This is a genomic window from Erysipelothrix sp. P66 (genome assembly GCF_038682365.1).
Taxonomy (GTDB): domain Bacteria; phylum Bacillota_I; class Bacilli_A; order Erysipelotrichales; family Erysipelotrichaceae; genus Erysipelothrix; species Erysipelothrix piscisicarius.
This window is the reverse complement of record NZ_CP152290.1, coordinates 109,674-123,506: the sequence shown is the minus strand read 5'-3', so window position 1 is coordinate 123,506 and position 13,833 is coordinate 109,674. Positions and strand designations below refer to the sequence as shown.

General features: G+C 36.7%; 10 protein-coding genes and 1 pseudogene. 5 read left to right on the top strand and 6 right to left on the bottom strand.

The genetic code is table 11. The annotated features are described in order from the left end of the window. Positions 1–161: 161 nt before the first annotated feature. Positions 162–2,513, top strand: a complete 2,352-nt coding sequence (locus AAG186_RS00565; protein WP_161637237.1) for an anaerobic ribonucleoside triphosphate reductase — start codon at positions 162–164, stop codon at positions 2,511–2,513. Further along, complete coding sequence (nrdG, locus tag AAG186_RS00560) at positions 2,503–3,048, top strand: anaerobic ribonucleoside-triphosphate reductase activating protein (RefSeq protein ID WP_161637239.1); 546 nt, start codon at positions 2,503–2,505, stop codon at positions 3,046–3,048. Before AAG186_RS00565 ends, nrdG begins: the two co-directional genes overlap by 11 nt. Positions 3,049–3,244: 196 nt before the next feature. Here nrdG and AAG186_RS00555 read toward each other — a convergent pair whose 3' ends face one another. After that, a complete protein-coding gene (locus AAG186_RS00555) occupies positions 3,245–3,976 on the bottom strand; it encodes a tyrosine-protein phosphatase (protein ID WP_342621778.1) in 732 nt (243 codons plus the stop codon). 245 nt (positions 3,977–4,221) lie between these two features. Between AAG186_RS00555 and msrA the strand changes: the two genes are divergently transcribed. After that, positions 4,222–4,755, top strand: a complete 534-nt coding sequence (gene msrA / locus AAG186_RS00550) for a peptide-methionine (S)-S-oxide reductase MsrA (protein WP_161637241.1) — start codon at positions 4,222–4,224, stop codon at positions 4,753–4,755. Positions 4,756–5,138: 383 nt separating this feature from the next. Here the strand turns inward: msrA and AAG186_RS00545 are convergent, their stop codons facing one another. Both AAG186_RS00545 and AAG186_RS00540 read right to left on the bottom strand, forming a co-directional pair. Continuing rightward, a complete protein-coding gene (locus AAG186_RS00545) occupies positions 5,139–6,407 on the bottom strand; it encodes a glucose-6-phosphate isomerase (RefSeq protein ID WP_237558329.1) in 1,269 nt (422 codons plus the stop codon). Positions 6,408–6,431: 24 nt separating this feature from the next. Beyond that, a pseudogene (locus AAG186_RS00540) lies at positions 6,432–6,755 on the bottom strand (S1 RNA-binding domain-containing protein); the annotation flags it as partial. Positions 6,756–6,848: 93 nt separating this feature from the next. On the opposite strand from AAG186_RS00540, the gene AAG186_RS00535 reads away from it, so the two are divergent. Together AAG186_RS00535 and AAG186_RS00530 are read left to right on the top strand one after the other, a co-directional pair. Then, on the top strand, positions 6,849–7,313 hold the full coding sequence (locus AAG186_RS00535) for a divergent PAP2 family protein (protein WP_125163801.1): 465 nt from the start codon (positions 6,849–6,851) through the stop codon (positions 7,311–7,313). Further along, positions 7,310–7,549, top strand: coding sequence for a NifU family protein (locus AAG186_RS00530; RefSeq protein WP_161637566.1), 240 nt, complete (start codon positions 7,310–7,312; stop codon positions 7,547–7,549). Before AAG186_RS00535 ends, AAG186_RS00530 begins: the two co-directional genes overlap by 4 nt. A gap of 62 nt (positions 7,550–7,611) precedes the next feature. On the opposite strand, the gene AAG186_RS00525 is transcribed toward AAG186_RS00530, so the two are convergent. From AAG186_RS00525 to AAG186_RS00515, 3 genes are all read right to left on the bottom strand, one after another. Next, positions 7,612–9,417, bottom strand: a complete 1,806-nt coding sequence (locus AAG186_RS00525) for an ABC transporter ATP-binding protein (protein ID WP_342621775.1) — start codon at positions 9,415–9,417, stop codon at positions 7,612–7,614. After that, positions 9,404–11,569, bottom strand: coding sequence for an ABC transporter ATP-binding protein (locus tag AAG186_RS00520; protein WP_200542498.1), 2,166 nt, complete (start codon positions 11,567–11,569; stop codon positions 9,404–9,406). The genes AAG186_RS00525 and AAG186_RS00520 overlap by 14 nt, the downstream gene beginning before the upstream one ends. A gap of 250 nt (positions 11,570–11,819) precedes the next feature. Then, a complete protein-coding gene (locus AAG186_RS00515) occupies positions 11,820–13,730 on the bottom strand; it encodes a hypothetical protein (protein WP_342621773.1) in 1,911 nt (636 codons plus the stop codon). Positions 13,731–13,833 lie beyond the last annotated feature (103 nt).

Here is a 13,833-nt window from a genome sequence, read left to right as displayed (position 1 = left end):
TAACGATTATCATTAAATATTATACGCTTTTACTTGTGAAGTAGTGTACTAATCGATTGCGACCCCATTACATCTTGGCAAGATTTCTATCTAAATGTATGATAGATATACAAGATAATCATGGATAAAAGTCCGTGATCAAAATACTGTAGGAGGTAAAAATGGAAGGATTAGAACACCTAGATAAAATCACGATACTAAAGCGTGATAATCAAAAAATGAAATTTAATGGCGAGAAAATTGCAATTGCAATCAAAAAAGGTTTTGATTCACTCGAATCAAATAAATATTCAAACGATGATGCAAACCACGTCTACATGGAGGTTTTAAAACAAATCGAAGAAATCGCAGTGCATGAAGACTATATTTCCATTGAACATATTCAAGACTTAATTGAACGTGAACTACTCCGTCAAAATTATACTGATGTTTACGAATCATTTTCCCAATACCGTAATCGTCGAAATGAATCACGAAAAATTTTCATCTCTAAACAGCATAAATTTTTGAAGGCAATTGAAAAATTAAACCAAAAAGAGGCCGTCGATGAAGATTCCAAGCGTGAGAATGCTAATGTTGATGGAAACAGTCCAATGGGGATGATGTTGCAGTTTGGCTCAACCGTTTCTAAAGAATTCGCAAAAGCTTATCAAATGAGTGAGGATTACTATGAAGCCCATGATGCTGGACAAATTCATATTCATGATATGGATTTCTTACCCATGGGAACAACAACCTGTAACCAAATTAATCTAGAACAACTCTTTGAGGATGGCTTTTCAACAGGACACGGACACTTACGCAAACCAAAGGATATCATTTCGTATGCCGCATTGGCCGCAATCGCAATTCAATCAAACCAAAATGACCAACATGGAGGACAAAGTATTCCTGCATTTGATTATTATATGGCTCCTGGTGTGCTTGCGACCTTTAAAAAACAATTCAAACAAAAGCTTTATGATTTTTTAGAAATAACAGAACACCTCGACGAAGTTGATTTTTCGAAAGTTATTAAGCATATTGACCAGCTGCCATCAATCACCGTTGACATCCAAGCGTTTGAACCCCTCATGAAAAAGAATGATGTCTTAATGAACTTGGTGGATAAGGCTTATGATAAGGCTCTAAGAACTACTGATCGTATTACATTCCAAGCAATGGAAGCATTTATCCACAACTTAAACACCATGCATTCTCGTGCAGGTGCTCAAGTTCCATTTAGTTCAATAAACTTTGGAACGGACATAACACCTGAAGGTAGAATGGTTATGGAAAACTACCTTAAAGCACTTGATAAGGGACTCGGTAAGGGGGAAACACCTATTTTCCCAATCTCCATCTTTAAAATTAAGGAAGGTGTCAACTACTATCCTGAAGATCCAAACTATGATTTGTTTAAACTTGCAATTAAAACATCCGCAAAACGTCTTTTCCCAAATTTCTCATTTATTGACTCACCATTTAATAAACAATATTACAAAGATGGTCGTTATGAAACTGAAATCACGTATATGGGCTGTCGTACACGTGTAATGGGAGATGTTACAGATCCAGAACACGAAGAAGTAACCGGTCGTGGTAACCTAAGCTTCACATCTATTAATCTTGTGAGACTTGGAATCAAGCATGGAATTCTGAATCATGACGAACCGGACTTTGATGGTTTCTATAAAGAACTTGAACACCTTATGGAACTTGTGAAAGATCAATTGCTTGAGCGTTTCGAAATCCAATGCAGTAAATCCGTATCGAATTTTAAATTTTTATTGGGTCAAGGGGTTTGGAAAAATTCAAAAGATCTTAAGCCTAAAGACAACCTACGTAAAGTATTAAAACACGGTTCACTTGCATTTGGATTTATCGGTCTTGCAGAATGTCTAAAAGCGTTAACGGGTGCACATCATGGTGAAAGTCCTGAGTCCCAACGTATTGGACTTGAAATCGTTGGATTTATGCGTGATTTAGCCGATAAATACACTGAAGAAGAACAACTTAACTTCTCACTCATTGCAACTCCAGCCGAAGGTTTATCAGGTCGATTTGTTGGTATTGATCGTTCAATTTTCGGATCAATTCCAGAAGTTACTGACCGTACATACTATACCAATTCATTCCATGTTCCTGTTTATTATGATATTTCTATCAAAGATAAATTGGCAATTGAAGCACCTTACCACGCACTCACAAATGGTGGTCATATCACTTATGTAGAGCTTGATGGGGACACGACCCAAAATCTTGAAGCATTTGAAGAAGTCGTGCGTATGATGCATGACAACGAAATTGGATATGGTGCAATCAACCATCCCGTTGATCGCGATCCAATCTGCGGTTATACAGGAATCATTAACGAAGAATGTCCAAGTTGTGGACGACTTGAAAACGACGGTGATTATGGATTTGAACGCATCCGTCGGATTACCGGGTATCTTGTTGGGACTCTAGATCGCTTTAATGATGCAAAACGTTCTGAAGAACACGACCGAGTTAAACATCGCTATGAAAATTAGATTGGCTTCATTTATTTCAGACTCCATTGTGGACGGTGAAGGGATACGCTCTGTAGTTTTTACACAGGGCTGTCCTCACAACTGTCCTGGATGCCATAATCAAAGGTCCATTCCTTTCGATGGTGGTGAGCTTATTGAAGTTGACGAAGTGATTCAACAAATTCTTCGAGCTGATTTAAAACGAGTGACCTTTTCTGGTGGTGAACCCTTTGTCCAGGCTGAACAACTTTATTTCATTGCGAAAAGACTAAAAGAAGAAGGCTACAACTTATGGTCATACAGCGGTTACACCTTTGAAGCACTCTTACGTCATCGAGATCCTTTTGTACAAAAATTTCTTTCACAATTAGACATTCTCATTGACGGACGCTTTTTAATAAAAAAGAAAAACCTCGCTGCGCTGTTCAGAGGTTCTACAAACCAACGAATTATTGATGTTCAAGCATCACTCCAAAAAGGTGAGGCCATTATCGCCGAAAAATACCGTGATGAATTCTCAGAAAAAACTGAACGGGTAAACGATATCTTTATATAAAGAAAGCACCTTAGCGAACTAAGGTGCTTCTTTTATATTAAGGGGAAAGAATTCTGTATGAATATTATTATTGTTGTTATTCATAAGGGGATATGAATATTTTGGAGAAGAGGTTCATACAGGTAAGATTTCTTCTTACACCTAGAGTATACAAAATAATTGTGTTATTGATACTCTAAAACTATGTTAGATTATGTTATCGCTCAGTGTAACGATCGCGCAAAGCTGCAAGTTTATCAGCATCCAATCCATACTCTTCTTCGAAATAGGATTCGTATGATCCATATTTTTCAAGGATAGCTGAAAGTGCACTCTTTAAATAGCCCGGCTTAATAATGAGTCCTGGAACTTTATATAGTAATGTTTCCACAGTACGTCCTTCTTTAAGACGACGCACTTCGTTTTCAAAGATCGCGTCATAAGCTTCCATAGAAAGCATGTAATCATAAATAATTGCATCTTCATGCATACCGAGCGCTAATTGGATTAATGCAGTTGCGACACCGGTGCGATCTTTTCCAGCAGTACAATTATGTAAGTAAGGAACAGCATTGTCTTCCTGTAACACTTTAAAAACATTTTGATATGCAGGATTTGAAAAAGGTAATTTTTCGTAAAACTCAATCATACTTTCGGAAGATAAAACAGTATACGGAACACTTGGATCTTCTTCAAACCCTCCAAGATGTAATGATGCGGAAATATCATGAACATTCTTTGCAAGTCCTTCTTTACGTTCATCCTTATCCAACTCTGTTGGTTCTCTAAAATCATGTAAATTTTGAATGTTTAATGTTTTAACGTAAGCACGATCCGCTTCTGTCAAATCACGATATGAACCAGAACGATAGAAAATACCCGTCTTAATTTTTCGGCCATCTTTTGTCGGGTAACCACCAAAATCTCTAAAATTTATTAATTCACTCATAGTAATTCCTCCATTTAAGCATTGTATCATAAATCACGTTTTAACGTAAAATTAACAATTCCTTCATCATATTATAACGATTATACACTATATTATTAAATAGAGCACACGCTCATAGAATACAATCGACTCCATGATCGTATTCTATCCCAGCATAGACCACTGGGTTTAAGGCACTTCAAAGTGCCTTTTGCTTTAGAAATACACTTGAGTTATGGTATCTTTTAACCATAGGAGGTACTACAATGAGAAATCCATATACACGAGAATTACGAACAATATTTGTAGCCGGTGGCTGTTTCTGGGGAGTTCAAGAATATTATAAGCGGTTAAAAGGAATTGAGAATACTGCTGTGGGTTATGCAAACAGTAATCAAGAAGACATTTCATATCGTGATGTTTGTTCAGGTAACACAGGGGCCGTAGAAGCTGTAATGATTCAATACAATCATGCAGTCATCTCTCTTGATGCAATCGTCGATCACCTTTTTCGAATTATCGATCCTACCAGCCTCAACAAACAAGGTAATGATATCGGGACACAATACCGTACTGGAATCTATTTTGAACACGAGAGTGATCACGAACATCTTGAATCCCTATTAATTGCATATCAAGAACAATATTCAAAACCACTTGCAGTTGAAGTGCTTCCACTTTTAAACTTCACAAGGGCTGAAGAAGAGCATCAAGATTATCTAGAAATGAATCCTGGTGGATATTGTCACATTGACTTTTCACGTGCTAAGAAAACTGAGTTAAAAGAACAACAAAATTGATAACGTGTTTTAGATTGAATTTGTGGAAGTTTATTATTAATTTCACATATTTGTTCTGTTCGTGTTTAACACGATACAAATAGAGGCTGATTGTGTCTGAATTCATGTTTTTGTTGATTCACATAATAAATCCTACTATATAATATTCTTGTGAATTAGATTTTGATTTAATTCAGTATGATATCATCTTTGGTAGGATGATTGATTCTAATACTCAAATCGTTTAATCTCATCTAAGTTATCGATTAAACACAACTTCCTTTTTCAACAAAAGGTTTAATTAAGGCAATTGTGCCTGTCCTTAATTAAAAAATTCCCTTCAACTTCAATTCGAATGGAATCATAAATTAATAATAAAAAACCACCAGATTGGTGGTTTTTTATTATTTACCTAAAAGCTTAAACATGTTTTTCTTATAAACTTCAACACCGGGTTGGTCAAATGGATTCACATCCAACATATACACCGACATTGCAAGTGCTTTAAAAAAGAAGTACATCGCATAACCTAAGTTCTCTTCATTGGCTTCATCAAGATGAATAAGAACATTGGGCACACCACCTGTTACTTCATGTGCCTCTAAAGTTCCTTCGAATGCTTTCTCATTAATCCAGTGCAAACTCTTACCAGCCAAATAATTCATTTGGTCTAAGTCATCTTCTTCAGTCGGAACGACCATATCAGCAATAGGTTTATCCACAAGAACAACAGTCTCGAATAAAACTTTATTCCCGTCTTGAACAAATTGCCCCATTGAATGAAGGTCGGTTGAGAAGTTTACACTTGCAGGTAACAAGCCTTTTCCGTCTTTTCCTTCTGATTCTCCAAAAAGTTGTTTCCACCACTCCGCAAGAAACACAAGGTGTGATTCATAACTAACAAACATTTCCACTGATTTCCCTTGCTTCTCAAGCATACGACGTACAACAGCGTATACATATGCAGGGTTGGCAGATAAATCAGGATTATTTAACTCAAATGTTGCTTTCTTAACACCAGCCATAAACTTATCAATATCTAAGCCAGCTGCTGCCATTGGTAATAATCCCACAGGTGTAATAACTGAGAAACGACCCCCAATATCATCTGGGATTACAAACGATTCATATCCCTTGGCATCTGCTTGGGGTTTTAAAAGTCCTCGTTCTTTGTCCGTTGTTGCATAGATACGTTTAGAAGCATCTGCGCCATATTTCTCTTCCATAAATTGACGAATCATTCTAAATGCTAATGCTGTTTCGGTTGTAGTACCGGATTTGGAAATTACATTACATGCAACTTCTTTATCTTTAATATAGTCTAAAATACGAACTACAGAAGTTGATGAGAATGTATTCCCAACATAAATAATCTCTAAATCATTTTTTGGGAAAGGCCCTTGAATCATTTCAATCGCCGCACGACTTCCCAAATAAGAACCGCCAATTCCACAAACAAGTAAAACGTCAGCTTGATCTTGAATGCGTTTTGCACATTCTTTAATACGTGCAAACTCTTCAACATCATAGCGTTCTGCCCAATCAAGCCAACCCAGGTAATCATTACCTTTACCGCTTCGTGAATGAATCATTTCATGAATACGACTCACATCGTCTTGATAACTTAATACATCTTCTTCTAATAAAGCATGTTTTAAATCTACTCTAATCATTGGATTCTCCTTTTCCGATAACCACTGAGGCATCATATCCGCAAGCGTTTCAAAGCCAATGGAATCACTTGGGACTAAAGGTCTCTTGTGATCTTTTGACTGACGATCTTTACGTGAAGAGTAATTCAATGCTTTCAACGAGAGTCGTAATTGATGTGGTCCTTCACTCACATCAATTATTTTCGCAATGATACGTTCACCTTGGCTCACAAATTGGCGAATATCACGCACAAAATCATCTGAAATTTCAGATATGTGAATTAATCCAGTTGTATTTTCATCGATTGAGACAAAGGCTCCATAAGGCTGAATTCCTGTAATGGTCCCCTCAACAATCTGTCCGTTCATATACATTCTTTTCATAAATCTCTACCTCAATAACATTGTTATTATAACACAGTATCTAATGTATGATATAATAACTTCCGAAGAGGTGACCACATGAGCGATAATTTTTACCCCATTGTTTCTGCACTTGTTGCAAATATTTTAGCTCAAGTTCTAAAACCATTTTTCCACTATTTAAAAACAGGCGAAAAGAACTTAAGTATGATTTTTGAAAGTGGTGGCTTTCCAAGTTCCCATACCGCTCTTGTTATTGGCTTAACACTTGCACTTGGATACCAATCTGGATTTTCTTCGCAATATTTCTTTATTTCACTTGTCTTTTCATTAACAGTGATTTATGATGCTGCGAATGTACGCTATTACGCCGGACAAAACATTAAAATTACCAAACAATTAATTCAGGATATTGAAGTCTTAACACAAACAACATTAGAGAATCCAATTTATAGACAAAAAATAAAAGAAGTCCTCGGCCATAAATGGGTTGAGGTCGTTGGTGGCTTTTTACTAGGCTTTATTACTGCTTCACTACTCTACTTTATGAGGATACCATCATGACCCTAGAAGAACGCATTATTGAATCTCTCGATAAAATACGTCCCTACATCCAACGTGATGGCGGTGACATGGAGTTTGTCAGTGTTGATGAGCACGGTGTTGTTACCGTTAAACTCCTCGGTGCTTGTATCGGCTGTGGATTAATCGATTATACTTTAAAAGGCGGTGTTGAAGCCTTACTCATGGATGAAATTCCTGAAGTTACCGGCGTTATTGCCCAAGATTATTTTGAATGAGAACTAACGTTCTCATTTTTTTTGCATTCGCATCTCCAATAAAAAAGACTAGGGAAAATTCCCTAGTCTTCTTCTGAAAATTGACTGTTGTAAAGTGTTGCATAGAATCCATTTTGAGCAAGTAACTCATCATGACTTCCCTTTTCAACAATATCCCCTTTATCCATAACAAGGATTAAATCAGCGTTTCGAATTGTTGATAGACGGTGCGCAATAATAAAACTTGTGCGTCCTTCCATTAAAACATCCAATGCTTTTTGAATCAGAACCTCTGTACGTGTATCTACGGAACTGGTAGCCTCATCAAGGATGAGGATTTTTGGATCCGCAAGAATCGCACGTGCAATCGTTAAGAGTTGTTTTTGTCCTTGAGAGATATTGGTCGTTTCTTCATTAAGAACAGTTTGATAGCCTTCTGGTAGTGTACGCACAAAGTAATCAACCTGAGCCTTCATAGCTGCCTCGTGGACTTCTTCATCCGTTGCATCCAATTTACCATAGCGAATATTTTCATTTATGGTATCGCTATACAACCAAGTATCTTGAAGAACCATCCCAATTAAATTACGAAGATCCTCACGTTTAAGATCACGAATATCATGATCATCAACCTTAATCGATCCGGAAGTTACGTCATAGAATCTCATCAAAAGTTTAACAATCGTTGTCTTTCCAGCGCCCGTTGGACCTACAATCGCAATCTTTTGACCTGGCTTAACGTCGGCACTGAAATCATTAATAATCGTTACATCTGGATCATATCCAAAATTAACATTTTCAAAGGAAACATGACCTTCTACCTTACTTACATCAATAACGGTATCTGCATCTTCAACTTCTTCAGGTTCTTCTAAATAGTTAAAGACACGTTCCGCAGCAGCAAGAGATTGTTGGAACGTAGAAGATAAGTTACCCAATTGCGCAATCGGGTTCATAAAACTTCTCATATATTGAATGAAAGACTGAATATCCCCTACACTAATAATTCCGCCGGAAGCAAAATAACCACCAAGAATACTTACCACAACATAACCGAAGTTCCCAACAAAGTTCATAATTGGGTGAATCATCCCGGAAAAGAAACTACTCTTCCAAGCTGCATCGTAAAGATTATTATTGTGATCATCAAATTCTGCAATTGACCGTGCTTCACCATTGTATGCTTTCACTACAACATGGCTTCCATACATTTCTTCAATATGACCATTAAGGGATCCTAGATATTTTTGTTGATTTCTAAAGAACACTTGTGATTTCGACATAATGAAGAAGATAAGTCCAAAGGAGAGTGGTAAGACCAATAATGCCGCTAAGGTCATTTGCCAGTTAATCGAGAACATCATGTAGAGAATCCCTACAATCGTCGTGATGGATGTAATAACTTGAGTAATACTGCTTGTTAAGTTCTGATCGATGACATCGATGTCATTGGTAACAAGGGAGAGCACTTCTCCTGTTGTCGTTCCATCAAAATATTTTAACGGTAGTTTCTCGATTTTTTCATGCATACGTTTACGAAGGTTGTATGTTAAGTCACGTGATACACGTGCCATAATCCACCCTTGAATATAACTAAAGAGTAAACTTGCAAGATAGATACCAAGTAGCCATAACACGATTCCTTTGATTTTATCAAAATCAACCGAGCCAACTCCCTGTACTTTCGCCATTAATCCCTCAAATAAAACGGTCGTTGCTTGACCCATTACTTTTGGACCCACAATCGCGAAGATTGTGGATAACAACGCAAAGATAATCACAACAATCATTTTTACACTGTATGGTTTAATGAGTGCAATCATTTTTTTAAGAACTGCTTTAGAATTTTCTGGTTTCGAAGGTTTTACTGAAGCTTTATTTTGATTCATAGTTTAATTCCTCCTCCGATAATTGTGATGATGCGATTTCATAGTAAGTTGGACAGGTTTTCAATAACTCGTTATGAGTCCCCTTACCAACAATTCGTCCCTCATCTAAAACGATTATTTGGTCTGCATCCATAATTGTGTTGACACGTTGGGCAACAATAAGCAGGGTCGCATGATTTAAGTTTTCATGAATTGATTTACGTAGAAGTTGATCTGTTTTAAAGTCTAAAGCTGAGAAGCTGTCATCAAAAATAAAGATTGATGCATCTTTTACAAGTGCTCTCGCAATACTTAGACGTTGTTTTTGACCACCTGATACGTTTGTACCACCTTGGGCAATTTCATAATCAAGTCCATCTTTTTTATCAAGGATGAAATTTGCTTGCGCAATTTCAAGTGCCTTCGTTACTTCTTCATCTGTTGCATCTTCTTTACCGTAGACAAGATTTGATTTTGCGGTCCCTGTAAGAAGCACACCTTTTTGAGGTACATATCCGATTTCTTCACGTAAATCATGGGTTGATACATCTTTAACATCGACTCCATTCACCTTAACGGTACCCGAAGTGACATCATAGAATCGTGGTACTAGGTTAATTAAGGTAGATTTACCGGATCCGGTTGAACCGATAAATGCAGTTGTCTCTCCTGGTTTTGCCACGAAGTTTATATCATGAAGTACATATTCATCCGCATCACCATATTTAAAGTCTACATTCTCAAATTCAACGAGTCCACGTTCTGAAGCGTTAAATGTTTTTGCTTCAATTGGCTCATGAATTGTATTTTCTGTATTAAGCAATTCATTAATACGATTCAATGATACAACAGCACGTGGTACAAAAATAAACATCATTGCGATCATTAAGAATGACATAATAATTTGCATTGAATATTGCATGAACGCCATCATATCCCCAATTTGAAGGATTCCTTCAGAGATTTGATGTGAACCAAACCAAATGATGGCAAGCATTGTCGCATTCATAAGGAAGTTCATCAGCGGCATCATCAATGACATCACACGGTTGATGAAGAGCGCAAGATCAGCACGTTCCGAGTTTGCTTTATCAAAGCGTTTATTTTCAAAATCTTTGTTTCCAAATGCACGAATAACCATAACACCACTTAGATTTTCTCTAAAAACTAAGTTCAATCGATCTACAAATTTTTGCATAACCTTAAACTTAGGTACCGCCACAAAGTAAATAACAACTAAAAATGCGAGGAGGGCAGCACATGTTACGACGATAATCCATGTCATCGATGTATCTCGTTGAGAAATCATAATAATTCCACCAATTGCCATAATTGGCGCGTAGAAGAACATCCGAATTCCCATTGTTATCATCTGTTGAACTTGTGTTACATCATTGACAGTTCGAACGACCATCGATGATGATGAAAACTTATCAAACTCTTCCGAAGAAAAGCTTTGAACTTTCTCAAAAATTTCTTTACGGAGATTTTTAGAAAAACCAGATCCGATTTTAGCAGATACGAATGCTACCGCAATGGTTGCAATCATACCGATAATCGTAATTCCGATCATTCCGCCACCTTTTTTTAAGATATATTGATTTTGCATTGTTGGAATGTCTTTTCCGAGTTCTTCATAGAACATTTTCGCGAAAACGACACCCGTTTGTTCTTTCAAACTGTCTTCCATCCCGGCAGCCTTTTCATATGCTAATGCTTTGGTTGCAGGATCCATGTATTGAAACATTGGTGTTAAAGCATACATTTGTTTGATGTCAAAATCATCTGTGATTTGACCACTCAATGCAGGCATTTCTGATCCTGAACCTTCGCCAAGATTCATTAAGGTCCAAACACTCTCACCTACAAGAATATCTGTTGCTTCGCGATCAATATTTTGTTTAATAACATATCGATCACCACTCATCTCATATGATGATGAGAATGCTTTACCTTGTTCTTGTGGCAATATCGCTACAATTAAGTCATGACCATCTTTGCTTATTTCATCGGGACTTGCATGTTCAACACCATTTTGTTGAATACCAACATTAACGATATGAGACATGTAATTTGGTAACTTCAAATCCGCGAAAGCTTGGACAAACAAGAACGCAATTGAAATGAGTATTGCACCTAAGAATGGTTTTAAATTTTTTAGGACTCGTTTCATATACTAACCTCTTTCTTATCTATGCATATCTTAGCACATCAAAGTTTAGGTTATTTTATTAAACCCTCACATTAAAGATGTTTCAAAAATATTACATATTGTAGTTCATTATCGATATAATGAACAATGTTCATTTATTAGTATATTCCTATTTTTTTTATTGTGCAATACATTTACTTAAAAAAATATATAAATATTTATACAAATCCGACTTTCATAAATTGATAAAAAAAATAGACGGCTTTACCGTCTATTTTAAACTTCCATCACTTTTAAATGTATACTTTTTCCCATTAATGGTCTTTGAACCTGTAACCATCATTCCTGAGTTATCAAGGTAGTACCATTTGTTTGAGACTTTCTTCCAACCTGTTGCCATTGCACCGGATTTCTCAAGGTAGTACCATTTGTTTGAGACTTTCTTCCAGCCTGTTGCCATTGCGCCGGATTTCTCAAGGTAGTACCACTTGTTTGAGACTTTCTTCCAGCCTGTTGCCATTGCGCCGGATTTCTCAAGGTAGTACCACTTGTTTGAGACTTTCTTCCAACCTGTTACCATTGCCCCGGATTTCTCAAGGTAGTACCACTTGTTTGAGACTTTCTTCCAACCCGTTACCATTGCACCAGATTCATCAAGATAGTACCATTTATTCGAGACTTTCTTCCAACCTTTCGCAACCGCTCCGGATTTCTCAACATAGTACCACTTATCGTCTTTCTTATTCCAGCCTTCTTTTAGCGTTTGATTTTTTTCTGGTTTTGCTTCATCCACCGGTTTTTTCTGATCTATTGGTTTCTTCTGATCTATTGGTTTCTTCTGATCACCCGGTTTCTTCTGATCACCCGGTTTCTTCTGATCACCCGGTTTCTTCTGATCACCCGGTTTCTTCTGATCACCCGGTTTTTCTACTTTAATAGGACTTTCAGGTTCAACCTTGCCATCTCCCTCCCCTTTTTGGAAAGATTTAGCGATTGAATCAAGTTCTAACTGAATGCCTTTAATTTCCACCATCGTTCGAGCATTTTGAATCATATTTAAAAAGGCGTCTCGATTCACGAGTTTTACTTCTTTATTCTTTACTTTTTCTCCTTGTACGAATTGAGAATCAAAGATATTAGATTCTAAGTAATCGCGAAGATTTTCTTTTTCTGCCTCAACTACGGTTTGATACGTTCTATAAAATCTCTGAAACACATCTTGTTTTCGAATATCACCTCCCCTTTGAATATACAACTCAAGAAGTTCGTGGAATTTTTTATATTTTTCTTTCGAATCTTGAGTTGTTTTTAGAGATTCAACTAATTCATTAGCTTGTTCAAAATCTGGATAAACATCGCGTAGCATTTGAATTTGTCGATTTCTTCTCAATGTAGAGAGTTCTAAGAGTAATGGATTTACTTCTTTTTCCATAAGATTTTCAAGGCGTTTGTAATCAATAAACTCGCTCACACCTTGTGCTAGCACACGGCTCACTTCCACAATTTTATCTTGAATGTTTGAAGCTTGGTATTCTAAGAATGACTCGTGGGTCTCTGGAAGGAGACTCACTTCAAAAGAAAGGTCATGAATCGTTCTCAATCGACTTCTTAACGGGACGATGAGCGCTTCAAGTGGTGCTCTTCCTTCAACCTTATTCTCGTACTTAACAAGTGTACGGTGTGATGTTTTATGGTTCACGAGCAAATCAATATAAGCTTCATCCAATTCCGGAAATGTTAATTTCCCAGAATCTTCAAGATACTTTGCCTCTTGCGTAAACTTATAGTAGCTCAACTCTGCAGCAATACGCTGAATTTCTTGTTTGAGTGCTAAATGGATTCCGTACAATCCATTTTCTTCAGATTCAATCTCTTCAATCAATGAATTAATGTCATTGTTGATTGACTCAACATCACGATGATATTGTGCCTCATTGATTAAAAAGGGCTTTATTTTTTGAATCACTAATTTTTTAGTTTGTTCTTTATATACTTCGATCATTTCTTGAATCATATCATCATGAATTCCAGGTATGATTGGAAGTGTTCCGATTTGAGTTCCTGCTATAGGCTCAACTAAAAAATTGGGCGCATCTGCAAACGCTGTTTGTAATGGCATTGCGGTTAAAAGTAAGCATGACATAAGGCTTACTTTCGGAAATAGGTGTTTTTTCTTTTTCATAATTTATCCCCCTCTTGATTTCCACTTGAAGAATAATATATGATGGCATAATTTGTAAATACATTCTGAAATATACTCTTTTCAGTAGTAAATTTAGTACTAT

Excerpts from the sequence above, each read along its gene's own strand:
- AAG186_RS00565 (WP_161637237.1), top strand. The coding sequence starts at position 162 with ATGGAAGGATTAGAACACCTAGATAAAATCACGATACTAAAGCGTGAT.
- nrdG (WP_161637239.1), top strand. The coding sequence starts at position 2,503 with ATGAAAATTAGATTGGCTTCATTTATTTCAGACTCCATTGTGGACGGT.
- AAG186_RS00555 (WP_342621778.1), bottom strand. The coding sequence starts at position 3,976 with ATGAGTGAATTAATAAATTTTAGAGATTTTGGTGGTTACCCGACAAAA.
- msrA (WP_161637241.1), top strand. The coding sequence starts at position 4,222 with ATGAGAAATCCATATACACGAGAATTACGAACAATATTTGTAGCCGGT.
- AAG186_RS00545 (WP_237558329.1), bottom strand. The coding sequence starts at position 6,407 with ATGATTAGAGTAGATTTAAAACATGCTTTATTAGAAGAAGATGTATTA.
- AAG186_RS00535 (WP_125163801.1), top strand. The coding sequence starts at position 6,849 with ATGAGCGATAATTTTTACCCCATTGTTTCTGCACTTGTTGCAAATATT.
- AAG186_RS00530 (WP_161637566.1), top strand. The coding sequence starts at position 7,310 with ATGACCCTAGAAGAACGCATTATTGAATCTCTCGATAAAATACGTCCC.
- AAG186_RS00525 (WP_342621775.1), bottom strand. The coding sequence starts at position 9,417 with ATGAATCAAAATAAAGCTTCAGTAAAACCTTCGAAACCAGAAAATTCT.
- AAG186_RS00520 (WP_200542498.1), bottom strand. The coding sequence starts at position 11,569 with ATGAAACGAGTCCTAAAAAATTTAAAACCATTCTTAGGTGCAATACTC.
- AAG186_RS00515 (WP_342621773.1), bottom strand. The coding sequence starts at position 13,730 with ATGAAAAAGAAAAAACACCTATTTCCGAAAGTAAGCCTTATGTCATGC.